The 23,859-nt window shown below is 68.7% G+C and carries 21 protein-coding genes; all 21 read left to right on the top strand.

Going from position 1 to position 23,859, the window contains the following annotated elements; genetic code table 11:
• The first annotated feature begins 64 nt into the window (after positions 1–64).
• Positions 65–1,354, top strand: coding sequence for a homoserine dehydrogenase (locus AB5J56_RS15240; protein ID WP_369242563.1), 1,290 nt, complete (start codon positions 65–67; stop codon positions 1,352–1,354).
• Positions 1,355–1,360: 6 nt separating this feature from the next.
• The gene (gene thrC, locus AB5J56_RS15235) at positions 1,361–2,419 is read left to right on the top strand and encodes a threonine synthase (protein WP_369233258.1); all 1,059 of its coding nucleotides are present in this window, start codon (positions 1,361–1,363) and stop codon (positions 2,417–2,419) included.
• A gap of 348 nt (positions 2,420–2,767) precedes the next feature.
• On the top strand, positions 2,768–3,697 hold the full coding sequence (thrB, locus tag AB5J56_RS15230) for a homoserine kinase (protein ID WP_369233257.1): 930 nt from the start codon (positions 2,768–2,770) through the stop codon (positions 3,695–3,697).
• Between the two features lie 391 nt (positions 3,698–4,088).
• Positions 4,089–6,152 carry a transcription termination factor Rho gene (gene rho / locus AB5J56_RS15225; RefSeq protein ID WP_369233256.1) on the top strand — a complete coding sequence of 688 codons (2,064 nt, stop codon included), beginning with the start codon at positions 4,089–4,091 and terminating at the stop codon, positions 6,150–6,152.
• 139 nt (positions 6,153–6,291) lie between these two features.
• Positions 6,292–8,082 carry a trypsin-like serine protease gene (locus AB5J56_RS15220; RefSeq protein ID WP_369233255.1) on the top strand — a complete coding sequence of 597 codons (1,791 nt, stop codon included), beginning with the start codon at positions 6,292–6,294 and terminating at the stop codon, positions 8,080–8,082.
• A gap of 212 nt (positions 8,083–8,294) precedes the next feature.
• Entirely contained in the window at positions 8,295–9,437 is a 1,143-nt protein-coding gene (locus AB5J56_RS15215; protein ID WP_369233254.1) for an LCP family protein, read from the top strand.
• Between the two features lie 171 nt (positions 9,438–9,608).
• On the top strand, positions 9,609–9,830 hold the full coding sequence (gene rpmE / locus AB5J56_RS15210; RefSeq protein WP_369233253.1) for a 50S ribosomal protein L31: 222 nt from the start codon (positions 9,609–9,611) through the stop codon (positions 9,828–9,830).
• A 139-nt stretch (positions 9,831–9,969) separates the two neighbouring features.
• On the top strand, positions 9,970–11,046 hold the full coding sequence (gene prfA / locus AB5J56_RS15205) for a peptide chain release factor 1 (protein ID WP_369233252.1): 1,077 nt from the start codon (positions 9,970–9,972) through the stop codon (positions 11,044–11,046).
• Positions 11,047–11,082: 36 nt separating this feature from the next.
• Positions 11,083–11,928, top strand: a complete 846-nt coding sequence (prmC, locus tag AB5J56_RS15200; protein WP_369233251.1) for a peptide chain release factor N(5)-glutamine methyltransferase — start codon at positions 11,083–11,085, stop codon at positions 11,926–11,928.
• 65 nt (positions 11,929–11,993) lie between these two features.
• Positions 11,994–12,641, top strand: a complete 648-nt coding sequence (locus AB5J56_RS15195) for an L-threonylcarbamoyladenylate synthase (protein ID WP_369233250.1) — start codon at positions 11,994–11,996, stop codon at positions 12,639–12,641.
• Positions 12,638–13,303, top strand: coding sequence for a protein-tyrosine-phosphatase (locus tag AB5J56_RS15190; protein ID WP_369233249.1), 666 nt, complete (start codon positions 12,638–12,640; stop codon positions 13,301–13,303). The genes AB5J56_RS15195 and AB5J56_RS15190 overlap by 4 nt, the downstream gene beginning before the upstream one ends.
• A gap of 93 nt (positions 13,304–13,396) precedes the next feature.
• Entirely contained in the window at positions 13,397–14,665 is a 1,269-nt protein-coding gene (gene glyA, locus AB5J56_RS15185) for a serine hydroxymethyltransferase (protein ID WP_369233248.1), read from the top strand.
• 129 nt (positions 14,666–14,794) lie between these two features.
• On the top strand, positions 14,795–16,159 hold the full coding sequence (locus AB5J56_RS15180) for an MraY family glycosyltransferase (RefSeq protein WP_369233247.1): 1,365 nt from the start codon (positions 14,795–14,797) through the stop codon (positions 16,157–16,159).
• 297 nt (positions 16,160–16,456) lie between these two features.
• Positions 16,457–16,894 carry a hypothetical protein gene (locus AB5J56_RS15175; protein WP_369233246.1) on the top strand — a complete coding sequence of 146 codons (438 nt, stop codon included), beginning with the start codon at positions 16,457–16,459 and terminating at the stop codon, positions 16,892–16,894.
• A gap of 210 nt (positions 16,895–17,104) precedes the next feature.
• Complete coding sequence (atpB, locus tag AB5J56_RS15170) at positions 17,105–17,941, top strand: F0F1 ATP synthase subunit A (protein WP_369242561.1); 837 nt, start codon at positions 17,105–17,107, stop codon at positions 17,939–17,941.
• 74 nt (positions 17,942–18,015) lie between these two features.
• Complete coding sequence (locus tag AB5J56_RS15165; protein WP_030008695.1) at positions 18,016–18,264, top strand: ATP synthase subunit C; 249 nt, start codon at positions 18,016–18,018, stop codon at positions 18,262–18,264.
• Positions 18,265–18,304: 40 nt separating this feature from the next.
• Positions 18,305–18,850: a F0F1 ATP synthase subunit B gene (locus AB5J56_RS15160; protein WP_369233245.1), complete on the top strand. Its 546-nt coding sequence runs from the start codon at positions 18,305–18,307 to the stop codon at positions 18,848–18,850.
• Positions 18,847–19,668: a F0F1 ATP synthase subunit delta gene (locus AB5J56_RS15155; protein WP_369233244.1), complete on the top strand. Its 822-nt coding sequence runs from the start codon at positions 18,847–18,849 to the stop codon at positions 19,666–19,668. The genes AB5J56_RS15160 and AB5J56_RS15155 overlap by 4 nt, the downstream gene beginning before the upstream one ends.
• Before the next feature lie 133 nt (positions 19,669–19,801).
• Positions 19,802–21,394, top strand: a complete 1,593-nt coding sequence (gene atpA, locus AB5J56_RS15150) for a F0F1 ATP synthase subunit alpha (RefSeq protein WP_369233243.1) — start codon at positions 19,802–19,804, stop codon at positions 21,392–21,394.
• 20 nt (positions 21,395–21,414) lie between these two features.
• A complete protein-coding gene (locus tag AB5J56_RS15145; RefSeq protein ID WP_369233242.1) occupies positions 21,415–22,332 on the top strand; it encodes a F0F1 ATP synthase subunit gamma in 918 nt (305 codons plus the stop codon).
• Positions 22,332–23,768 (top strand): F0F1 ATP synthase subunit beta, encoded by a 1,437-nt coding sequence (gene atpD, locus AB5J56_RS15140; protein WP_369233241.1) that lies wholly within the window; start codon positions 22,332–22,334, stop codon positions 23,766–23,768. Before AB5J56_RS15145 ends, atpD begins: the two co-directional genes overlap by 1 nt.
• Positions 23,769–23,859: the final 91 nt, after the last annotated feature.

Genomic DNA, 23,859 nt, shown 5'->3' with positions numbered 1-23,859 from the left:
AAAACTCTCGTCCGGTGAGTGAGACTGGACCAACCGTGACGGTATGAGGAAACGAGGTCGGATGATGCGTACGCGTCCGCTGAAGGTGGCGCTGCTGGGCTGTGGGGTTGTCGGCTCAGAGGTGGCGCGCATCATGACGACGCACGCCGACGATCTCGCGGCCCGGATCGGCGCACCCGTCGAGCTCGCGGGTGTCGCGGTACGGCGGCCCTCCAAGGTTCGCGCGGGTATCGACCCGGCCCTCGTCACCACCGACGCCACCGCCCTCGTCAAACGCGGGGACATCGACGTGATCGTCGAGGTCATCGGCGGTATCGAGCCCGCCCGCACCCTCATCACCACGGCCTTCGAGCACGGCGCCTCCGTCGTCTCCGCGAACAAGGCGCTGCTGGCCCAGGACGGCGCGGCGCTGCACGCCCTCGCCGAGGAGCACGGCAGGGACCTCTACTACGAGGCCGCCGTCGCCGGTGCCATCCCGCTGATCCGTCCGCTGCGCGAGTCCCTCGCCGGCGACAAGGTCAACCGCGTGCTGGGCATCGTCAACGGCACGACCAACTTCATCCTCGACAAGATGGACTCCACGGGGGCGGGTTATCAGGAGGCCCTCGACGAGGCCACCGCCCTCGGGTACGCAGAGGCCGACCCGACCGCCGACGTCGAGGGCTTCGACGCCGCCGCCAAGGCCGCGATCCTCGCCGGAATCGCCTTCCACACGCGCGTGCGCCTCGACGACGTGTACCGCGAGGGCATGGCCGAGGTCACCTCCGCCGACTTCGCCTCCGCGAAGGAGATGGGCTGCACCATCAAGCTGCTCGCCATCTGCGAGCGGGCCGCCGACGGCGAGTCCGTCACCGCGCGCGTGCACCCGGCGATGATCCCGCTCAGCCACCCGCTGGCCTCCGTGCGCGGCGCGTACAACGCCGTCTTCGTCGAGTCCGACGCGGCCGGGCAGCTCATGTTCTACGGCCCCGGTGCGGGCGGTGCCCCGACCGCCTCCGCCGTCCTCGGCGACCTCGTCGCCGTCTGCCGCAACAAGCTCAGCGGCGCGACCGGCCCCGGTGACTCCGCGTACACCCAGCTGCCCGTGTCACCCATGGGCGAGGTCGTCACGCGCTACCACATCAGCCTCGACGTGGCCGACAAACCGGGTGTTCTCGCCCAGGTGGCCACCGTCTTCGCGGAGCACGGTGTGTCTATCGATACCGTGCGCCAGCAGGGAAAGGACGGCGAGGCCTCTCTCGTCGTCGTCACCCATCGAGCGTCCGACGCGTCCCTCAACGGGACGGTGGAGGCGCTGCGCAGCCTCGACACCGTGCGGGGTGTCGCCAGCATCATGCGGGTTGAAGGAGAGTAACCAGCAATGACCCACCAATGGCGCGGAATCATCGAGGAGTACCGGGACCGGCTGCCCGTCTCCGACAGCACACAGGTCGTGACGCTCCGTGAGGGCGGCACGCCGCTCGTGCCCGCGCAGGTGCTCTCCGAGCGCACGGGCTGCGAGGTCCACCTCAAGGTGGAGGGTGCCAACCCCACCGGGTCCTTCAAGGACCGCGGCATGACCATGGCCATCACGCGGGCGAAGGAGGAGGGCGCGAAGGCCGTCATCTGCGCCTCCACCGGCAACACGTCCGCCTCCGCGGCCGCCTACGCCGTACGGGCCGGAATGGTGTCCGCCGTTCTCGTCCCGCAGGGCAAGATCGCGCTGGGCAAGATGGGCCAGGCGCTCATCCACGGCGCGAAGATCCTCCAGGTCGACGGAAACTTCGACGACTGTCTGACGCTCGCGCGCCAGCTCTCGGACAACTACCCGGTGGCGCTGGTCAATTCGGTCAACCCGGTGCGCATCGAGGGCCAGAAGACCGCCGCCTTCGAGATCGTCGACATGCTCGGCGACGCGCCCGACATCCATGTCCTCCCGGTCGGCAACGCGGGCAACATCACCGCGTACTGGAAGGGGTACAAGGAGTACGCCGCCGACGGCATCGCCGCGAAGACGCCGCGCATGTGGGGCTTCCAGGCCTCCGGCTCCGCGCCCATCGTGCGCGGCGAGATCGTCAAGGACCCGTCGACCATCGCCACCGCGATCCGCATCGGCAACCCGGCCTCGTGGCAGTACGCGCTGGACGCGCGCGACGAGTCGGGCGGCTTCATCGACGAGGTGACGGACCGTGAGATCCTGCGCGCCTACCGCCTGTTGGCGGCGCAGGAGGGCGTCTTCGTCGAGCCCGCCTCCGCCGCGTCCGTGGCCGGCCTGCTGAAGGCCGCCGAGCAGGGCAAGGTCGACCCCGGGCAGAGGATCGTCTGCACGGTCACTGGAAACGGGCTCAAGGATCCCGACTGGGCCGTCGCGGGCGCCCCGCAGCCCGTTACCGTTCCAGTGGACGCGGTCACGGCCGCCCGGAGCCTCGGCCTCGCGTAGGCGCGCGGCAGACATACGCAGACGGACGCCGCGCGGGCAGACACCGTGCGGACCCTGAGCAGGGGGTGCACAGGGGGCTTACGACACGCATCGTGCGCCTCCTGTGCGCCCTATGTCGCCACAGAACCTTCCTTCGATAGGCTGTACTGAACCCGCCCGCCGCATATGCCGCGGTGCCGCCGTAGTTGCGGCCTCCGGGTCTCGTCGTACGTCTCGCAGTTCTCAGTCATCTTTCAGTCCTCATTTCAGTCCTCAGAGAAGTTCAGTCCGAAGTTCGGTTTTCAAAGACATTCGTCGAAGAAGACCTCGACTTCGAACATCTCGCAGCTCAAGGAGAGTCATCGAGCGATGGCCGGTCCCGCTTTCCGTGCCGCCGCCGTCCGGGTGCGCGTCCCCGCCACCAGCGCCAACCTCGGGCCCGGCTTCGACGCCTTCGGCCTGTCACTGGGGCTGTACGACGACGTGGTCGTCCGGGTGGCCGACTCCGGGCTGCACATCGACATCGCAGGTGAGGGCAGCGAGACGCTCCCGCGCGACGAGAGCCACCTGCTCGTACGCTCCCTGCGCACCGCCTTCGACCTGCTGGGCGGACAGCCGCGCGGCCTCGAGATCGTCTGCGCCAACCGCATCCCGCACGGCCGCGGCCTCGGCTCCTCGTCGGCGGCCATCTGCGCCGGCATCGTCGCCGCACGCGCCGTCACGATAGGTGGCGACACCAAGCTCGACGACACCGCGCTCCTCGAGCTCGCCACCGAGATCGAGGGACACCCCGACAACGTCGCGGCGTGTCTGCTCGGCGGGTTCACGCTCTCCTGGATGGAGGCCGGCGCCGCGCGGGCGATCAGGATGGAGCCGTCGGATTCCATCGTTCCGGTGGTTTTCGTACCGGGGAAGCCGGTGCTCACCGAGACCGCCCGCGGCCTGCTCCCGCGCACCGTCCCGCACGTCGACGCCGCCACCAACGCGGGCCGCGCGGCCCTGCTCGTCGAGGCCCTGACCAGGCGCCCCGAGCTGCTGCTGCCCGCCACCGAGGACCGGCTGCACCAGGAGTACCGCGCCCCGGCCATGCCGGAGAGCACGGCACTGGTGGAGCGGTTGCGCGCCGACGGCATCCCCGCGGTGATCTCCGGCGCGGGCCCCACGGTCCTCGCACTGGCCGACGAGGCCTCGGCCGACAAGGTCGCCCGCCTCGCGGGCGAGGGCTGGGCGGCCAACCGCCTGGGCCTCGATGCGACGGGCGCGAGCGTTCTGCCACTGGCCCCGTCAGGGCTGGACTGACCACGCACGGTTGCCGGATTTGGAGAGGGGGAATGTTTGTTGGATCCGGTAGTGTTAACCTCAAGTCTGCACCCGACCCCACCATGGCGAGGTGCTTCACGTCCCCGTCCGGGACAACCATTCTTCCGGGAGCCCCCCAAACTGCTTTGTGCCATGCATTGGGGTGCTACGCGCTGAGCAGTGCTGAGCACGCTCCGGAAACCGGCGAGACCGAGCCGATGACACAGAACCTCAGTGCCACGGCTCCGGGAATCGTCATCACCAGATATGTCTTCCGCCGCTTAGGCGGACCACCGCCCCGGCACGGTCCACACAGCAAGGACCAAAGCCGGACAGCACAACCGGTCGCCGAGCCAGACAGGCCGACGTCCGCTCCAGGGAAGGACCCTTCGTGAGCGACACCACCGATCTGATGGGCGCGCGTGTCGAGGAGACCGCAGCCGCGCCCGCCACGGACGCCTCTGCCGCGCCTGCCTCCGGTGCCGGCTCCCGGCGGCGCCGCGGTACCGGCCTTGAGGGCATGGTGCTGGCCGAGCTTCAGCAGGTCGCGTCCGGCCTCGGTATCAGGGGCACCGCGCGTATGCGCAAGAGCCAGTTGATCGAGGTCATCAAGGAGGCGCAGGCCGGAGGCGGTGCGACGGCGAAGAGCGCCGACGCCGCCGAGACCAAGCCGAAGCGCCGGGCCACCTCCAAGGCGCGTACGGGCGACGACGCCGTCGCGGCCGCGAAGAAGGCCGAGCAGCCCGCCGAGAAGGCCGTGGCGCAGCAGCAGATCGAGATTCCCGGCCAGCCCGCTGGGGGCCCCTCCCGCGCGAGCGAGGCCGAGCGTGGGGGAGAGGATGCGCCCGTCGAGCGCCGCCGTCGCAGGGCCACCGCCGACGCCGGCAGCCCGGAGACGGTCGTTGCCGAGGCGAAGAGCGAGCCGAAGGCCGAGACCCCGGCCGCCGAGGCCAGGTCCGACGCCGGTGACGGCGCCGAGGGCCGCCAGGGCCGTCAGGGCCGCCGCGACCGGGACCGTGACCGCGGTGGACGTGACCGCGACCGCCGGAGCAAGGGTGACGAGCAGCAGCAGGGCGGCCAGACCGGCGGCCAGCAGCAGCGCCAGGACCGTCCCGAGCGGCAGGACCGTCAGGACCGCCAGCAGCAGGGCAGCGGTCGGCAGGACCGACAGGACCGTCAGCGCGACAACGGACCGCAGGACGACGACGACTTCGACGGCGGACGCCGTGGCCGTCGCGGCCGCTACCGGGACCGCCGTGGCCGCACCGGCCGTGGCCGCGACGAGATCGCCGAGCCGCAGGTCAACGACGACGACGTGCTGATCCCCGTCGCGGGCATCCTCGACATCCTCGACAACTACGCGTTCATCCGTACCTCGGGCTACCTCCCGGGTCCGAACGACGTGTACGTCTCCCTCGCCCAGGTCCGCAAGAACGGTCTGCGCAAGGGTGACCACGTCACCGGTGCCGTCCGTCAGCCCAAGGACGGCGAGCGCCGCGAGAAGTTCAACGCGCTGGTCCGCCTCGACTCCGCGAACGGCATGGCGGCCGAATCCGGGCGCGGGCGGCCGGAGTTCAACAAGCTGACGCCCCTTTACCCGCAGGACCGGCTCCGTCTGGAGACCGACCCGGGCGTGCTGACGACCCGCATCATCGACCTCGTCGCGCCCATCGGCAAGGGCCAGCGCGGTCTGATCGTGGCCCCGCCGAAGACCGGCAAGACCATGATCATGCAGGCCATCGCCAACGCGATCACGCACAACAACCCCGAGTGCCACCTGATGGTCGTCCTGGTCGACGAGCGTCCGGAAGAGGTCACCGACATGCAGCGGTCGGTGAAGGGCGAGGTCATCTCCTCGACCTTCGACCGCCCCGCCGAGGACCACACCACGGTCGCCGAGCTCGCCATCGAGCGTGCCAAGCGTCTGGTGGAGCTGGGCCACGACGTCGTCGTACTGCTCGACTCGATCACACGTCTGGGCCGTGCGTACAACCTCGCCGCCCCGGCCTCCGGCCGCATCCTGTCCGGTGGTGTCGACTCGACCGCGCTCTACCCGCCGAAGCGCTTCTTCGGTGCCGCGCGCAACATCGAGGACGGCGGCTCGCTGACGATCCTGGCCACCGCGCTGGTCGACACCGGCTCGCGCATGGACGAGGTCATCTTCGAGGAGTTCAAGGGCACCGGCAACGCCGAGCTCAAGCTCGACCGGAAGCTCGCCGACAAGCGCATCTTCCCGGCGGTGGACGTCGACGCGTCCGGCACCCGTAAGGAAGAGATCCTGCTCGGTGCCGACGAGCTCGCCGTCACCTGGAAGCTGCGCCGTGTGCTGCACGCGCTCGACCAGCAGCAGGCGATCGAGCTGCTTCTCGACAAGATGAAGCAGACGAAGTCGAACGGCGAGTTCCTGCTGCAGATCCAGAAGACGACGCCGTCGCCGGGCAACGGCAACGACTGACGTCAACGGCAGCCTTGAAAGGGCCGCCTCCGTCGCGTGTCTCACGTGACGGAGGCGGCCCTTTGTGCATCCCGGGACGGGTGTACGATCGCGCCCTTCGAACTGCAGTCTCTGAGGGGGGACTTCCGTGGATACACCCATGTCCGGGGGCGGTCGACACAGACGCCGTATCCGTATCGCCGTACCGGTCGCGGCCGCCGGTCTGGCCGCCGCCGTCGCCACCGCACTGCTGATGTCGTCCGCGAACGCCGCGACCGCGCTGCCGACGCCGACCGTCAAGCTCAGCACCTCCACGCCCACGCTCGCCGAGCTCAAGAAGCGGGTCGTGGGCGCGGTCGCCGGTGACGACACCGCTGGAGAGACGACGAAGAAGTCGTCGATGAGCGCCGGTACGAGCGCCTCGAGCGTCGACCCGAAGATCATCGGCGGCACCGAGACGACCATCGCCACGGCCCCGTGGATGGCCCAGCTCTGGTACTACGACGACAAGGGCACCACCAGCGAGAGCGACGACATCGGCTTCTTCTGCGGCGGTTCGGTCGTCTCGCCGACGAAGATCCTCACCGCCGCGCACTGCGTCAAGGGCTACAACTGGAACGCCAACGGCGCCATCCTGACGGGCACTTCGCAGCTTCCCTCGGACGACGGCGACCTGCACGGCGGCACCGTCTCCGGCGTCCTGCGCCAGTGGAACCACCCGTCGTACAGCTCGACGACCATCGACAACGACATCGCGGTCCTCACGCTGCCCGCGCCCATCACGGCCACGCCGATCAGGATGACGACGTCGGGCGACACCGCGTCGTACGCCTCCGGCACCAGTGCCAAGCTCTACGGCTGGGGGCGCACCAGCTCCACCAGCCAGGACATCTCCGAGACGCTGAAGACGGCGACCCTGCCCATCAAGTCGGACAGCACCTGCGCCGGCGCCTACGGCACCGACTTCATCAAGGGCCACATGGTCTGCGCGGGCAACCCGGCGACCGGCAGCGACACCGGCACCACCACCGCCTGCAACGGCGACTCCGGCGGTCCGCTCGTCGTCAACAACCGCATCGTCGGCGTCGTCTCCTGGGGCGTGAAGGACTGCGTCGAGGAGGGCGCCTACAGCGTCTTCTCGAAGGTCAGCACCTACGTCGGCGCCGCCTCCCCGCGCGTCGATGACACGAACCTCAGCTACAGCGACCACAAGGCCGACCTGTGGGTGCGCAAGTCCTCCAACCAGGAGGGCTTCGAGAAGGACTCCAAGGGCACGTCGTTCGCGGCGCGCGAGTCGTGGGGCGACTGGAGCGGCGTCAACGTCATCCTGCAGACGGACCTCAACCGGGACGGCTACCAGGACTTCGTGGTGCGGCGCAGCGCCGACGGCGCCATGTTCTGGATGCACTGGGTGAACTCCAGCAGCAGCTGGGCCACGAAGCAGATCGCCGACAACTGGAAGACCCGCACCAGGATCGTCGCTCCCGGTGACGTCACCGGCGACGCACTGCCCGACCTGCTCTCGGTCGACTCCGGCGGCGTCCTGTGGATCTATCCGGGCAAGGGCAACGGCACCTTCGCCGCCCGCGTCGAGGTCCGCTCCGGCTGGAACCAGTACAACTCCCTGCGCGGCCATGGCGACTTCACCGGCGACGGCAAGGTCGACCTGATCGCGCGCAGCAAGAGCGACTCCTCGGTCTACCTGTACAAGGGCACCGGCAAGTCCGGCTCCGAGGCCTTCTCCAGCCGCATCAAGGTGCGTAGCTGGGGCGGCTACAACGCCTTCGACGCCCCCGGTGACGTGACCGGCGACGGCAAGGCCGACTTCCTGGCCCGCACGCCCGGCGGCACGCTCTACCTGTACCCGGGCACCGGCAAGGCCACCAGCGAGATCTTTGCCACAAGGATCTCGGTCGGCACCGACTTCGCCCAGTACGACATCTTCGGCTGAAATCGCAGGTGAGCGGCGTTTGTCCGCTCATATTGGTGACGCTCTGTGCCCATCGCCCCACGCGGTGGGCACGGAGCGTTGTGCAACCCTTTCCCGAGTTTCCCCGTCTGACCGTACGGAGTGACCATGGAGCGGTACGCCACGTCACGACAGACCGGGCTTGACCCTGAAAACAGGGGGTAACCGACTTTCACCGATGGACTGAGGAGCGCATGCCCGACGAGAGCACGCCGGCCTCCGGCATACCGGGGGAGTCCGGCCCGAACGCCCCGCGCCGCCGCGCCAGGGGCCGCCGCCGCAAGACCCGCAGCACGCGCCGAAAGGCCCTGCTCATCACGGCATGGACGGCCGCGGGCATCGTGGTGCTGGGCGGCACCGGAGTCGGGTACCTGTACTTCAAGCTCAACGGCAACATCAAGAGCGTCGACATCAACCAGGCCCTCGGCACCGACCGGCCCCTGGACGTCGACAACGGCTCCGAGGACATCCTCGTGCTCGGCTCCGACACCCGCTCCGGCGGCAACAAGAAGCTGGGCGGCGGCACCGACGACGGCAGCGCCCGCTCGGACACGGCGATGATCGTGCACGTCTACGAGGGCCACAAGAAGGCCAGCGTGGTCTCCATACCCCGCGACACCCTCGTCGAGCGCCCCGCCTGCACCGACACCAAGGGCGTCACGCACGATGCCGCGTCGGGCGTCATGTTCAACTCCGCGTACTCCACCGGTGGCGCGGCCTGTGCGGTGAAGACCGTCGAGTCCATGACCGACATCCGCATGGACCACTACATCGAGGTCGACTTCACCGGCTTCCAGAAGCTCATCGACGAGCTCGGCGGTGTCCCGATCACCACGACCAAGGACATCAAGGACTCCGACAGCCATCTGAACCTGAAGGCCGGCACGCACACGCTGAGCGGCAAGCAGGCGCTCGGCCTGGTCCGCACCCGGCACGGCGTCGGCGACGGCTCCGACCTCGGCCGTATCCAGCTCCAGCAGGCGTTCATCAAGGCCCTGGTCAACCAGGTCAAGGACGTCGGCGTACTGACCAGCCCGAAGAAGCTGTGGAACCTCGCCGACACCGCCACCCAGGCCGTCACCACCGACTCCGACCTCGGCTCCGTCAAGGAGCTGGCGTCCTTCGCAGGCGGCCTCAAGAGCATCGGCTCGTCGAAGATGCACATGGTGACGATGCCGGTCCAGTACGACCCCGCGGACCCCAACCGCGTGATCGTCCAGAAGGCCAAGGCGCAGCTGGTCTGGGACGCCCTGAAGAACGACGAGACGATCCCGGCGGCGGCGACGAAGGGCACGGCCACAGGCGACGCGAAGGGCGTGGTCAGCAGCGCCCCATAGGGGCGCGGGGAACTGCGCGATCAGCCCCCACCGGCCCGCGGGGAATAACGGACCCCAGGTCCCCGTTTTGGGGGATGGCACCCAGTCCTGGCAGACTGGTACGTCGGCTCCGGTTCACGCCTCCGCAATCCGCGGCAGCGACCCGGCGCCCTCCCGAAACTAGGAGACACCTTGAAGCGCGAGATCCACCCCGAGTACGTCGAGACCCAGGTCAGCTGCACCTGTGGCGCGTCGTTCACCACCCGTAGCACGATCACGAGCGGCACCATCCGCGCCGAGGTCTGCTCCGAGTGCCACCCGTTCTACACGGGCAAGCAGAAGATCCTCGACACCGGTGGCCGTGTGGCCCGCTTCGAGGCCCGCTTCGGCAAGGCTGCCGCTGCCAACAAGTAGCGAGCCCACAGCGCCGGTCTTCGGCGTCCCCGGCACGGGGGCGCCGGGACCGGCGCTTTGCGGTGCAGCCCTCTCATCGTTGTAGTACCTACGTCCTCAGGCCCGCGCAGGCGCCGGGGACAGCCCATTGGAGCCGGAGATGTTCGAGGCGGTCGAGGAACTCATCGGCGAGCACGCCGACCTGGAGAAGAAGCTCGCTGACCCGTCGGTCCACGCCGACCAGGCCAACGCGCGCAAGCTCAACAAGCGCTACGCCGAGCTGACCCCGATCGTGTCGACGTACCGCTCCTGGAAGCGCACCGGGGACGACATCGAGACGGCGAAGGAGTTCGCCGCCGACGACCCCGACTTCGCCGCCGAGGTCAAGGAACTGGAGAAGCAGCGCGAGGAGCTCACCGAGAAGCTCCGCCTGCTCCTGGTCCCGCGCGACCCCAGCGACGACAAGGACGTGATCCTGGAGATCAAGGCGGGCGCGGGCGGCGACGAGTCGGCCCTGTTCGCCGGCGACCTGCTGCGCATGTACCTGCGCTACGCCGAGCGCGTCGGCTGGAAGACCGAGATCATCGACTCCACCGAGTCCGAGCTCGGCGGCTACAAGGACGTCCAGGTCGCCGTGAAGACCAAGGGCGGCAACGGCGCCACCGAGCCCGGCCAGGGCGTCTGGGCGCGGATGAAGTACGAGGGCGGCGTGCACCGCGTGCAGCGCGTGCCCTCGACCGAGTCGCAGGGCCGTATCCACACCTCCGCGGCCGGTGTCCTCGTCACCCCCGAGGCCGAGGAGGTCGACGTCGAGATCCACGCGAACGACCTCCGCATCGACGTCTACCGCTCCTCGGGACCCGGCGGCCAGTCCGTCAACACCACCGACTCCGCGGTGCGCATCACGCACATTCCCACCGGAGTCGTCGCCTCCTGCCAGAACGAGAAGAGCCAGCTGCAGAACAAGGAGCAGGCGATGCGTATCCTGCGCTCCAGGCTCCTCGCGGCGGCGCAGGAGGAAGCGGAGCGGGAGGCCGCGGACGCCCGCCGCAGCCAGGTCCGCACCGTCGACCGCTCCGAGAAGATCCGTACGTACAACTTCCCGGAGAATCGCATCTCGGACCACCGCGTCGGCTTCAAGGCGTACAACTTGGACCAGGTGCTCGACGGTGACCTCGACGCCGTGATCCAGGCCTGCGTCGACGCGGACTCGGCCGCGAAGCTCGCCGCCGCATAACCGCTCACGACAACAGCTCAGCCCCGGAGGACCAGCGTGAACCTGCTGCTCGCGGAAGTGGCCCAGGCCACCCAGCGGCTGGCCGACGCCGGCGTGCCCTCGCCGCGCAACGACGCGGAGGAGCTCGCCGCCTTCGTGCACGGCGTGAAGCGGGGCGAGCTGCACACCGTCAAGGACACCGACTTCGACGCCCGCTACTGGGAGGTCACCGCGCGCCGCGAGGCCCGCGAACCGCTCCAGCACATCACCGGACGCGCCTACTTCCGCTACCTGGAACTCCAGGTCGGACCCGGCGTCTTCGTGCCCCGCCCCGAGACCGAGTCGGTCGTCGGCTGGGCCATAGACGCCGTACGCGCGATGGACGTCGTCGAACCGCTCATCGTCGACCTGTGCACGGGCTCCGGCGCCATCGCGCTCGCCCTCGCACAGGAGGTGCCGCGCTCCCGCGTGCACGCCGTGGAGCTGTCCGAGGACGCGCTGCAGTGGACCCGTAAGAACGTCGAGGGATCCCGGGTCGACCTGCGCCAGGGAGACGCCCTGGACGCCTTCCCGGACCTCGACGGCCAGGTGGACCTGGTGATCTCCAACCCGCCGTACATCCCGCTCACCGAATGGGAGTACGTCCAGCCCGAGGCCCGCGACTACGACCCCCAACTCGCCCTGTTCTCAGGGGAGGACGGGCTCGACCTGATCCGCGGCATCGAGCGCACCGCGCACCGGCTGCTGCGCCCCGGAGGTGTCGTCGTCATCGAGCACGCCGACACCCAGGGCGGGCAGGTGCCGTGGATCTTCACCGAGGAGCGGGGCTGGGCCGACGCGGCCGATCACCCGGACCTCAACAACAGGCCGCGCTTCGCGACCGCCCGCAAGGCGATGCCGTGAGCACCCCCCAGATCCTTTCCCCCACCCTTTTCCCACAGCAGTACGTGTACGAGGAGGCCCGCTAAATGGCACGGCGATACGACACCAACGACGCGACCGACCGCACGACCGGTCTGCGCGAAGCCGCGTCCGCCGTCCGCCGTGGCGAGCTGGTGGTCCTCCCGACGGACACGGTCTACGGCGTGGGCGCCGACGCGTTCTCCGCGGAGGCCGTCACCGACCTCCTGGAGGCCAAGGGCCGCGGCCGTGGCATGCCCACGCCCGTCCTCATCGGCTCCCCGAACACCCTGCACGGCCTCGTCACGGACTTCTCCGAGATGGCCTGGGAGCTCGTCGACGCGTTCTGGCCGGGCGCCCTGACGATCGTCGCCAAGCACCAGCCGTCCTTGCAGTGGGACCTCGGGGACACCCGTGGCACCGTCGCCGTACGCATGCCGCTGCACCCGGTCGCCATCGAGCTGCTCACCGAGGTCGGCCCCATGGCCGTCTCCTCCGCCAACCTCACGGGCCACCCCTCGCCGGAGGACTGCGACGCCGCGCAGGAGATGCTCGGCGACTCCATCTCCGTCTACCTGGACGGTGGCCCCACCCCGGGCATCGTCCCGTCCTCGATCGTCGACGTCACCGGCAAGGTGCCCGTCCTCCTGCGCGAGGGCGCACTGTCCGCCGAGGAGCTGCGGAAGGTCGTACCCGACCTCGAGGTGGCGAATTGACAGCCCCTGACGCGGGGCGTGGCATAGGCACGGGGTTCACGGGGGCCGACGGGTTCTCCGGGGGTTCCTTCCGCATCCTCCACGTCAGCACCGGCAACGTGTGCCGCTCGCCGATCACCGAGCGGCTGACCCGCCATGCCCTGGCGGACCGGCTCGGCGACCCCCTGTGGGGCGGCCTGATCGTGGAGAGCGCGGGCACCTGGGGCCACGAGGGCGCGCCCATGGAGGCCAACGCGGAGACGGTCCTGTCCGACTTCGGCGCGGACGCCTCCGGCTTCGTGGGACGCGAACTGCTGGACGACCACGTCATCCGGGCCGACCTGGTCCTGACGGCCACCCGCGACCACCGCCAGCAGGTCATCTCCATGGGCCACTCGGCGGGCCTGCGCACCTTCACGCTGAAGGAGTTCACCCGGCTGGTGCGGGCGATAGACCCGGCGACGCTGCCGCCTCTGGACGACGGGGTCATCGAGCGGGCGCGGGCCCTCGTGCGGGCCGCCGCCGCGTTGCGCGGGTGGCTGCTCGCGCCCACCGCCGAGGCGGACGAGGTGTTCGACCCGTACGGGGCTCCGTTGCCGTTCTTCCGGTCCATCGGGGACGAGATCCATCAGGCGCTGGATCCTGTGGTCACGGCGCTGACCGGAGTACCCGCTCGTACGTAGGCCGCCCGCCCACGGCAGTACAACACCGGGCGTCCCAGCGGCCTCGGGCCTACATTGGACGTAGCGCACCCCCGCTCAGGCCCGGAGCCCACCATGTCCGTCACGCATGCTCAGGAAGCCGTACGGCCCGCCGCTCTCGGGCCGGAGTTCGATGTGTTGCGGCGGCAGGATCCGGAGCTCGCCGAGATCCTGCTCGGCGAGCGGGAGCGGCAGGCCACGACGCTCCAGCTGATCGCCGCCGAGAACTTCACCTCACCGGCCGTGCTCGCCGCACTCGGCTCGCAGCTCGCCAACAAGTACGCCGAGGGCTATCCCGGCGCCCGCCACCACGGCGGCTGCGAGATCGTCGACGTCGCCGAACGGGTGGCCGTCGACCGGGCGAAGGCCCTCTTCGGCGCCGAGCACGCCAATGTGCAGTCGCATTCGGGATCGTCGGCGGTCCTCGCCGCGTACGCCGCGCTGCTGCGCCCCGGCGACACCGTGCTCGCGATGGGACTGCCGTTCGGCGGGCACCTCACACACGGCTCGCCCGCGAACTTCTCGGGCCGCTGGTTCGACTTCGTCGGGTACGGCGTCGACGCCGAGACCGGGCTCATCGACTACGACCAGGTCCGCGCCCTCGCCCGTACGCACCGCCCGAAGGCCGTGGTGTGCGGGTCCATCTCCTATCCGCGCCACATCGACTACGCGCTCTTCCGCGAGATCGCCGACGAGGTGGGCGCCTATCTGATCGCCGACGCCGCGCACCCCATCGGGCTGGTCGCCGGGGGTGCGGCGCCCAGTCCGGTGCCGTACGCCGATGTGGTCTGCGCCACCACGCACAAGGTGCTGCGCGGTCCTCGCGGCGGCATGATCCTCTGCGGCAGTGATCTTGCCGAGCGTGTCGACCGGGCCGTCTTCCCGTTCACGCAGGGCGGCGCGCAGATGCACACCATCGCCGCCAAGGCCGTCGCGTTCGGCGAGGCGGCAACACCGGCGTTCACCGCGTACGCCCATCAGGTGGTCGCCAATGCGAGGGTGCTGGCCGCGGCCCTCGACGCGGAGGGGCTCGCCCTCACCACCGGCGGCACCGACACCCATCTGCTGGCCGCCGACCCGGCGCCGCTCGGCGTCGACGGGCGCGTCGCCCGGGGCCGGCTGGCGGCCGCCGGAATGGTCCTGGACACCTGCGCGCTGCCCCACGGGGACGCCCGTGGCCTGCGGCTGGGCACGGCGGCGCTGACCACCCAGGGGATGGCTGAGGCGGAGATGGTGCGGGTCGCGGTGCTGTTCGCGGGGGTGCTGCGGGACGAGGTCGACGCGGCGAAGGCACGTGAAGAAGTGAGGGAGCTGACCGGAAGATTTCCGCCCTATCCCGCCTGAGGTGGGGTACACGCACTCGTGTGCACAGCCACTCGTGCAACCATCGTCGCTACCCGGAAGTCCCCAACCATATGCGTCCCTCGCTAGGGTGTGGGGCTGAGATGGCCGGCGAGACCTGTGGGGAAGCCCGTGCGTGAATACCTGCTGACGCTCTGCATCACGGCTGCGGTGACGTACCTGCTGACAGGGCCGGTGCGGAAATTCGCGATCGTGGCCGGAGCCATGCCGGAAATCAGGGCGCGCGACGTCCACCGCGAACCGACTCCGCGGCTCGGTGGCATCGCGATGTTCTTCGGCATGTGTGCGGGACTGCTGGTCGCCGACCACCTGCCGAACCTCGCCGAGGTCTTCGAGAAGTCCAACGAACCGCGGGCGCTGCTCTCCGGGGCGGCGCTCATCTGGCTGATCGGTGTCCTGGACGACAAGTTCGAGATCGACGCCCTGATCAAGCTCGGCGGGCAGATGATCGCCGCGGGCGTGATGGTCGTGCAGGGTCTGACGATCCTGTGGCTGCCCATCCCGGGCGTCGGCCTGTTCGCGCTCACGCAGTGGCAGAGCACGCTGCTGACGGTCGCGGTCGTCGTCATCACCATCAACGCGGTGAACTTCGTCGACGGCCTCGACGGTCTGGCCGCCGGCATGGTGCTCATCGCCTCGGCCGCGTTCTTCCTGTACGCGTACCGGATCTGGTACTCGTACGGCATCGAGGCCGCCGCTCCCGCGACGCTGTTCGCCGCCGTGCTGATGGGCATGTGCCTGGGCTTCCTGCCGCACAACATGCACCCCGCGCGGGTCTTCATGGGCGACTCCGGCTCGATGCTCATCGGGCTGGTGCTCGCCGCCGGCGCCATCTCCATCACCGGGCAGATCGACCCCGACGCCCTGAACCTGTTCTCCGGTTCGGAGCGCAACACGGTGCACCAGACGGTGCCCGTGTACATCCCGATGCTGCTGCCGCTGACGATCATCGCGGTGCCGGCCGCCGACCTGGTGCTCGCCATCGTGCGGCGCACCTGGCGCGGTCAGTCGCCCTTCGCCGCGGACCGGGGGCATCTGCACCACCGGCTGCTGGAGATCGGCCACTCGCACAGCCGCGCGGTGCTGATCATGTACTTCTGGTCGGCACTGATCGCCTTCGGCGCCCTCGCCTACTCGGTGAACTCGGGGGCCATGTGGATCGTGCTCGGCATCGTGGCGCTCAGCGCGGTGGGCCTCGTCCTGCTTCTGCTGCCGCGGTTCACGCCGCGCGCCCCGCGCTGGGCCGAGCACTTCGTGCCGCCGCGCTACCGCCGTCGCCGCAGGGCCGCCGCGTCCGCCGAGGCGGCCGTCGTCCTGGACGCGGCGGGGGAGACGGACGGCGACGAGGAGGGCGCCCGCGAGGAACGCACTCCGGTCGCCGCGGGAGTCTCCGGAGTGTCAGGAGTCAACGGAGCGACGGCCATCGGCCCCCGTGCGCGCTTCCTGGATAGGCGCAAAGCCGGAACGTCGCGCTGACGCAAGGTAAGAATCTGACTAAGGCATGACCTGCTCGTGGGAGTGCAAAGCCCCCCAATACCAGACAACTTGGCCCGGTTCTTGCACAGACGCGCAGCTTCACTCTCATGTGTGACACCGAGCACACCAACCAGGTAAAGACCTCATCAAATAGTTTGTGATACGGTTCACGAGAACCCGGGACAGAGCCGAAAGACCGTGATGCGACGGTCCATTGGCGTGAGGTCCTCTCTCCGCCCGGGACTACGCTCGTCCATGACGACACCCTGCCCCCCTTTAGCAAGCGGAGTTGCCGCCATGCCGTCCAATGACGTCCGGAACCTTCTGCAGACCGCTGTACCCACAGCAGCTGCCGGCGCGATTACCGTCGCCGTCAGTGGCGTGGTCGCAGGCGGCAAGGGGGCTCTCGGCGCGGCGGTCGGCACGGTACTGGCGATCCTCTTCATGGGGATCGGCCTGTATGTCCTGCAGAGGACTGCGAAAACGCTTCCGCAGCTGTTCCAGGCGATGGGGCTCATGCTCTACGTCGCCCAGCTCCTGCTGCTCCTGATCTTCATGGCCGTCTTCAAGGGCACGTCCCTCTTCAACCCGAGGGCGTTCGCTGTCGGGCTCGTGGTCGCGACCGTCGTGTGGATGGCGGCGCAGGCGCGTGCACACATGAAGGCCAAGCTTTTCTACGTCGATCCCGAACCCGAGAAGCACGACAAGCCCGAGAAATCAGGGTCCTCGTCGTGAGGGGTAGGGCCGGGATAAAGGCGCACGAGTTCTCCTGCTATCGTCCGGTGCCAACTGCGGCATCGCGGGCGCAGGCATCTGAGCTGACGCCTGCTCAATCGCGAGGCTTGATGCCCCACAGCCGCCCCCACATCCGTTTCACCAGTCCAGTGCCGAACCGCGGCTGCGCGCCGCGCCGACACAACGAGGTTGCCGTACCTATGCGCCACGCTGAAGGAGCCCGCGGTGAGTGCTGACCCGACACAGGTGCTCGCCTTCGAGACCGATTGCCACCTCTTCGACGGTTGTGGCTTCCCGGCCCCGGGCCTGCACTCGTTCCTGTTCGAGCCGCTCTTCGGCGACGCCGACGGCAACTCGTACTTCAACAAGACGATGCTGTTGGCGCTGCTCGGCTCGGTCATCATCGTCGGCTTCTTCTGGGCCGCCTTCGCCAGGCCGAAGGTCGTCCCGGGCAAGCTGCAGATGGTCGCCGAGGCCGGTTACGACTTCATCCGCAAGGGCGTCGTCTACGAGACCATCGGCAAGCGGGAGGGCGAGAAGTACGTCCCGCTGATCGTCTCGCTGTTCTTCTTCGTCTGGATGATGAATCTCTGGTCGATCATTCCTGTCGCCCAGTTCCCGGTCACCGCGATCATCTCGTACCCCGCGGCCCTGGCCGGCATCGTCTACATCCTGTGGGTCAGCCTGACCTTCAAGCGCCAGGGCTTCGTCGGCGCCTGGAAGAACTTCGCCGGCTACGACAAGTCGCTCGGCGCGGTGCTGCCGCTGTCCATGACGATCGAGCTCTTCTCGAACCTCCTGGTCCGGCCCTTCACCCACGCCGTGCGACTCTTCGCGAACATGTTCGCCGGTCACACCCTGCTGCTGCTCTTCACGATCGCCAGCTGGTACATGCTGAACGGCATCGGCATCGCGTACTCGGGTGTCTCGTTCCTGATGGTCCTCGTGATGACCGCCTTCGAACTCTTCATCCAGGCTGTCCAGGCCTATGTGTTCGTACTTCTGACCTGCAGCTTCATCCAGGGCGCTCTCGCCGAGCACCACTGAGCGTCCCGCTTCACCCACCAGAGACATCCGGTGGCCAACCCCCACCGGTCATTGAAAGAGAAGGAAGAACCGGCATGTCCGCTCTCCAGACCCTCGCCGCCGGCGTCGAAATCAAGGGCAACCTCGGCTCGATCGGTTACGGCCTCGCCGCCATCGGCCCGGGCGTCGGCGTCGGCATCATCTTCGGTAACGGTACGCAGGCTCTCGCCCGTCAGCCCGAGGCTGCCGGTCTGATCCGCGCCAACCAGATCCTCGGCTTCGCCTTCTGTGAGGCGCTCGCCCTCATCGGTCTGGTCATGCCGTTCGTCTACCCGACCTCCTGACCCAGACGTCGGACCGCCCCTTTCGACGAAAGGCACTGATATGAGCCCCCTGGTTCAGCTGGCGGCTGAGGAGACAGAGAACCCCCTCATCCCGCCGATCCCAGAGCTCGTGATCGGCCTTATCGCCTTCGTCATCGTCTTCGGCTTCCTCGCCAAGAAGCTCCTCCCGAACATCAACAAGGTTCTGGAAGAGCGTCGCGAGGCCATCGAGGGCGGTATCGAGAAGGCCGAGGCCCTTCAGACCGAAGCTCAGAGCGTGCTTGAGCAGTACAAGGCTCAGCTCGCCGAGGCCCGGCACGAGGCCGCGCGTCTGCGCCAGGAGGCGCAGGAGCAGGGCGCCACGCTCATCACCGAGATGCGGGCCGAAGGCCAGCGTCAGCGTGAGGAGATCATCGCCGCCGGTCACGCGCAGATCGAGGCCGACCGCAAGGCCGCCTCGCAGGCGCTGCGTCAGGACGTGGGCAAGCTCGCCACCGACCTGGCCGGCAAGCTGGTCGGCGAGTCGCTCGACGACCACGCCCGCCAGAGCCGCGTCATCGACCGCTTCCTCGACGAGCTTGAGGAGAAGGCCGAGGCGACTCGATGACAGCGCACGGAGCGAGCCGCGAGGCAACCGCAGCCGCACGTGAGCGTCTCGACGCGCTGACGGACAACACGTCCGTGGACGCGGCCGCGCTCGCCGAAGAGCTGGCCGCCGTCACCACGCTGCTCAACCGCGAGGTGTCGCTGCGTCGGGTCCTGACCGACCCGGCGCAGGCCGGCGAGGCCAAGGCCGAACTGGCCGGGCGCCTGCTCGGTGGCCAGGTCAGCGGGACGACCGCAGACCTGGTGGCCGGCCTGGTGCGCTCCCGCTGGTCGCAGTCGCGCGACCTGGTGGACGCCCTTGAGGAGCTCGCCGCCGTCGCGGAGCTCACGGCCGCGCAGAAGACGGGTGCGCTCGACGAGGTGGAGGACGAACTGTTCCGGTTCGGCCGGATCGTCGCCTCGAACACCGAGCTGCGCGCCGCGCTGACCGACCGCGCCGCCACCAAGTCGGCCAAGAGCGAGCTGCTGCGCAGCCTGCTCGGCGGCCGGGCGAACGTGACGACCGAGCGTCTGGTGACGCGCCTTGTGACCGCGCCGCGGGGACGTAGCCTGGAAGCGGGACTCGAGTCCCTGTCCAAGCTCGCCGCCGACCGTCGCAACCGCATGGTCGCCGTCGTCACCTCGGCGGTTCCGCTGAGCGACGCACAGAAGCAGCGCCTCGGCGCCGCCCTGGCGAAGGTCTACGGCCGTCCGATGCACCTCAACCTGGACGTGGACCCCGAGGTCCTCGGCGGGATCCGGGTGCAGGTCGGCGACGAGGTCATCAACGGCAGCATCGCGGACCGACTCGACGAGGCCGCCCGCCGCATGGCCGGCTAGCAGCAACTCAATACGCGTTAACAGCAACACGCAGTACTTACGGCCCTCGTTGGGCCGTGCAGAGGATTCCTGGGGGCTGACCCCAGACCCCCCAAGAAAACTTCGGGCCCAACAAGGAGAGCAGGGAACCCAGATGGCGGAGCTCACGATCCGGCCGGAGGAGATCCGGGACGCGCTGGAGAACTTTGTCCAGTCGTACCAGCCGGACGCGGCCTCGCGCGAGGAGGTCGGTACGGTCACCGTCGCCGGCGACGGTATTGCCAAGATCGAGGGTCTCCCCTCGGCGATGGCGAACGAGCTGCTGAAGTTCGAGGACGGAACCCTCGGTCTCGCCCTCAACCTCGAGGAGCGCGAGATCGGTGCGGTCGTCCTCGGTGAGTTCAGCGGTATCGAGGAGGGCCAGCCGGTGCAGCGCACCGGTGAGGTGCTGTCCGTCGCCGTGGGCGAGGGCTACCTCGGCCGCGTCGTCGACCCGCTCGGCAACCCGATCGACGGCCTCGGCGAGATCGAGACCACCGGCCGCCGCGCCCTCGAGCTGCAGGCCCCGGGCGTCATGGTCCGCAAGTCGGTGCACGAGCCGATGGAGACCGGCTACAAGGCCGTCGACGCGATGACCCCGATCGGCCGTGGCCAGCGTCAGCTGATCATCGGTGACCGTCAGACCGGCAAGACCGCTCTGGCCGTCGACACCATCATCAACCAGCGCGACAACTGGCGCTCGGGCGACGTGAACAAGCAGGTCCGCTGCATCTACGTCGCCATCGGTCAGAAGGGCTCCACCATCGCCTCCGTGCGTGGTGCGCTCGAAGAGGCCGGCGCGCTGGAGTACACGACCATCGTCGCCGCCCCGGCGTCCGACCCGGCCGGCTTCAAGTACCTGGCGCCGTACACCGGTTCGGCCATCGGTCAGCAGTGGATGTACGAGGGCAAGCACGTCCTCATCATCTTCGACGACCTCTCGAAGCAGGCCGACGCCTACCGCGCCGTGTCCCTGCTGCTGCGCCGTCCGCCGGGGCGCGAGGCCTACCCCGGTGACGTCTTCTACGTGCACTCCCGTCTGCTGGAGCGCTGCGCGAAGCTCTCCGACGACATGGGCGCCGGTTCGATGACGGGTCTGCCGATCGTCGAGACCAAGGCGAACGACGTGTCGGCGTTCATCCCGACCAACGTCATCTCCATCACCGACGGCCAGTGCTTCCTGGAGTCCGACCTGTTCAACGCCGGCCAGCGTCCGGCCCTGAACGTCGGTATCTCGGTCTCCCGCGTCGGTGGCTCCGCCCAGCACAAGGCGATGCGCCAGGTGTCCGGCCGGCTCCGCCTCGACCTCGCCCAGTACCGTGAGCTGGAGGCGTTCGCCGCCTTCGGTTCCGACCTGGACGCCGCGTCGAAGTCCCAGCTGGAGCGCGGTCAGCGTCTGGTCGAGCTGCTCAAGCAGCCTCAGTACCAGCCGATGCCGACCGAGGACCAGGTCGTCTCCGTCTGGGCCGGTACCACCGGCAAGATGGACGACGTACCGGTCTCCGACGTCCGCCGCTTCGAGAAGGAGCTCCTGGAGTACCTGCACCGCAAGGAGCAGGGCCTCATGACCTCCATCAAGGAGGGCGCGAAGATGTCGGACGACACCCTCACCGCCATCGCGGACGCCATCGCGGACTTCAAGAAGCAGTTCGAGACCTCGGACGGCAAGCTTCTGGGCGAAGACGCTCCGGCCGCCGCGGCCAAGTGACGACGGAAGGGACCTGACTCATGGGAGCCCAGCTCCGGGTCTACAAGCGTCGTATCAAGTCCGTCACCGCGACCAAGAAGATCACCAAGGCGATGGAGATGATCGCCGCCTCGCGCGTCGTCAAGGCGCAGCGCAAGGTGGCGGCCTCCGCGCCGTACGCGACCGAGCTCACCCGCGCGGTCACGGCGGTCGGCACCGGCTCGAACACCAAGCACCCGCTGACCACGGAGGCGGAGACGGCGACCCGTTCCGCGGTGCTGCTCCTCACGAGCGACCGCGGACTGGCCGGCGCCTTCAACTCCAACGCCATCAAGGAGGCGGAGCAGCTGACCGCCCGCCTTGAGGCCGAGGGCAAGGAGGTCGACACGTACATCGTCGGCCGCCGCGGTCTCGCCCACTACCACTTCCGCGAGCGCAAGGTCGTGGAGTCGTGGTCGGGCTTCACCGACGAGCCCACCTACGCGGACGCGAAGAAGGTCGCGGGTCCGCTGATCGAGGCCATCGAGACGGAGACGGCCGAGGGCGGCGTGGATGAACTCCACATCGTCTACACCGAGTTCGTCTCGATGATGACGCAGAACGCGGTCGACGGCCGCCTGCTGCCGCTCAGCCTCGACGAGGTTGCGGAGGAGTCGTCCACCAAGGGCGAGATCCTTCCGCTGTACGACTTCGAACCGTCGGCGGAGGACGTCCTCGACGCCCTGCTGCCCCGGTACGTCGAGAGCCGTATCTACAACGCGCTGCTCCAGTCGGCTGCCTCCAAGCACGCCGCCACGCGCCGCGCGATGAAGTCGGCGACCGACAACGCGGGAGACCTGATCACCTCTCTCTCCCGCCTTGCCAACGCGGCCCGCCAGGCCGAAATCACCCAGGAAATCAGCGAGATCGTCGGTGGCTCCGCAGCCCTTGCCGACGCGACCGCGGGGAGTGACAAGTAATGACGACGACTTCTGAGACGGCCGTTGCCACGGGCCGCGTCGCCCGGGTCATCGGTCCGGTCGTCGACGTGGAGTTCCCCGTCGACGCGATGCCGGACATCTACAACGCCCTTCACGTCGAGGTGGCCGACCCGGCCAACGCCGGCGAGAAGAAGATCCTGACCCTGGAGGTCGCCCAGCACCTGGGTGACGGCCTGGTCCGCACGATCTCCATGCAGCCCACCGACGGTCTGGTCCGCCAGGCCACGGTCACCGACACCGGCACGGGTATCTCCGTCCCGGTCGGCGACTTCACCAAGGGCAAGGTGTTCAACACCCTCGGTGACGTGCTGAACAGCGACGAGAAGTACACGGGCGAGCGCTGGTCCATCCACCGCAAGGCCCCGCGCTTCGACGAGCTCGAGTCGAAGACCGAGATGTTCGAGACCGGCGTCAAGGTCATCGACCTTCTCACCCCGTACGTCAAGGGTGGAAAGATCGGTCTGTTCGGTGGTGCCGGTGTCGGCAAGACGGTGCTCATCCAGGAGATGATCTACCGCGTCGCCAACAACCACGACGGTGTCTCCGTGTTCGCCGGTGTCGGTGAGCGCACTCGTGAGGGCAACGACCTCATCGAGGAGATGTCGGAGTCGGGCGTCATCGACAAGACCGCCCTTGTCTTCGGCCAGATGGACGAGCCCCCGGGCACCCGTCTGCGCGTGGCCCTCGCGGGTCTGACCATGGCGGAGTACTTCCGCGATGTGCAGAAGCAGGACGTGCTGTTCTTCATCGACAACATCTTCCGCTTCACGCAGGCCGGTTCCGAGGTCTCGACCCTGCTCGGCCGTATGCCCTCCGCGGTGGGTTACCAGCCGAACCTGGCCGACGAGATGGGTCTCCTCCAGGAGCGCATCACCTCGACCCGTGGTCACTCGATCACCTCGATGCAGGCGATCTACGTCCCCGCGGACGACCTGACCGACCCGGCCCCGGCCACCACGTTCGCCCACCTCGACGCGACGACGGTTCTCTCCCGTCCGATCTCCGAGAAGGGCATCTACCCGGCCGTGGACCCGCTGGACTCCACGTCCCGCATCCTGGACCCCCGCTACATTGCGGCGGACCACTACAACGCCGCCATGCGCGTCAAGTCGGTCCTCCAGAAGTACAAGGACCTCCAGGACATCATCGCGATCCTCGGTATCGACGAGCTGGGCGAGGAGGACAAGCTCACCGTCCACCGCGCCCGTCGCGTGGAGCGCTTCCTGTCCCAGAACACCCACGTCGCCAAGCAGTTCACCGGCGTCGACGGTTCGGACGTTCCGCTGGACGAGTCGATCACGGCCTTCAACGCGATCATCGACGGTGAGTACGACCACTTCCCGGAGCAGGCGTTCTTCCTGTGCGGTGGCATTGAGGACCTCAAGGCCAACGCCAAGGAGCTCGGCGTCTCCTGAAGCAGCGGCTCTTGATCGAGCACTGCTTCGTGATGGGGGGCGGGGACGCACCTCGCGGGGTGCGTCCCGTCCCCCTCCGTACTCCTATTAG

It is taken from the genome of Streptomyces sp. R21 (assembly GCF_041051975.1).
Lineage (GTDB): Bacteria > Actinomycetota > Actinomycetes > Streptomycetales > Streptomycetaceae > Streptomyces.
The sequence above is the reverse complement of the archived record's forward strand: the minus strand, read 5'-3'. Positions and strand labels throughout refer to the sequence as shown.

What these genes read in the sequence shown, in the direction of transcription:
- AB5J56_RS15240 (WP_369242563.1), top strand. Translation starts at nt 65, where the DNA reads ATGCGTACGCGTCCGCTGAAGGTGGCGCTGCTGGGCTGTGGGGTTGTC.
- thrC (WP_369233258.1), top strand. Translation starts at nt 1,361, where the DNA reads ATGACCCACCAATGGCGCGGAATCATCGAGGAGTACCGGGACCGGCTG.
- thrB (WP_369233257.1), top strand. Translation starts at nt 2,768, where the DNA reads ATGGCCGGTCCCGCTTTCCGTGCCGCCGCCGTCCGGGTGCGCGTCCCC.
- AB5J56_RS15220 (WP_369233255.1), top strand. Translation starts at nt 6,292, where the DNA reads ATGTCCGGGGGCGGTCGACACAGACGCCGTATCCGTATCGCCGTACCG.
- AB5J56_RS15215 (WP_369233254.1), top strand. Translation starts at nt 8,295, where the DNA reads ATGCCCGACGAGAGCACGCCGGCCTCCGGCATACCGGGGGAGTCCGGC.
- prfA (WP_369233252.1), top strand. Translation starts at nt 9,970, where the DNA reads ATGTTCGAGGCGGTCGAGGAACTCATCGGCGAGCACGCCGACCTGGAG.
- AB5J56_RS15195 (WP_369233250.1), top strand. Translation starts at nt 11,994, where the DNA reads ATGGCACGGCGATACGACACCAACGACGCGACCGACCGCACGACCGGT.
- glyA (WP_369233248.1), top strand. Translation starts at nt 13,397, where the DNA reads ATGTCCGTCACGCATGCTCAGGAAGCCGTACGGCCCGCCGCTCTCGGG.
- AB5J56_RS15175 (WP_369233246.1), top strand. Translation starts at nt 16,457, where the DNA reads ATGCCGTCCAATGACGTCCGGAACCTTCTGCAGACCGCTGTACCCACA.
- AB5J56_RS15165 (WP_030008695.1), top strand. Translation starts at nt 18,016, where the DNA reads ATGTCCGCTCTCCAGACCCTCGCCGCCGGCGTCGAAATCAAGGGCAAC.
- AB5J56_RS15160 (WP_369233245.1), top strand. Translation starts at nt 18,305, where the DNA reads ATGAGCCCCCTGGTTCAGCTGGCGGCTGAGGAGACAGAGAACCCCCTC.
- AB5J56_RS15155 (WP_369233244.1), top strand. Translation starts at nt 18,847, where the DNA reads ATGACAGCGCACGGAGCGAGCCGCGAGGCAACCGCAGCCGCACGTGAG.
- atpA (WP_369233243.1), top strand. Translation starts at nt 19,802, where the DNA reads ATGGCGGAGCTCACGATCCGGCCGGAGGAGATCCGGGACGCGCTGGAG.
- AB5J56_RS15145 (WP_369233242.1), top strand. Translation starts at nt 21,415, where the DNA reads ATGGGAGCCCAGCTCCGGGTCTACAAGCGTCGTATCAAGTCCGTCACC.
- atpD (WP_369233241.1), top strand. Translation starts at nt 22,332, where the DNA reads ATGACGACGACTTCTGAGACGGCCGTTGCCACGGGCCGCGTCGCCCGG.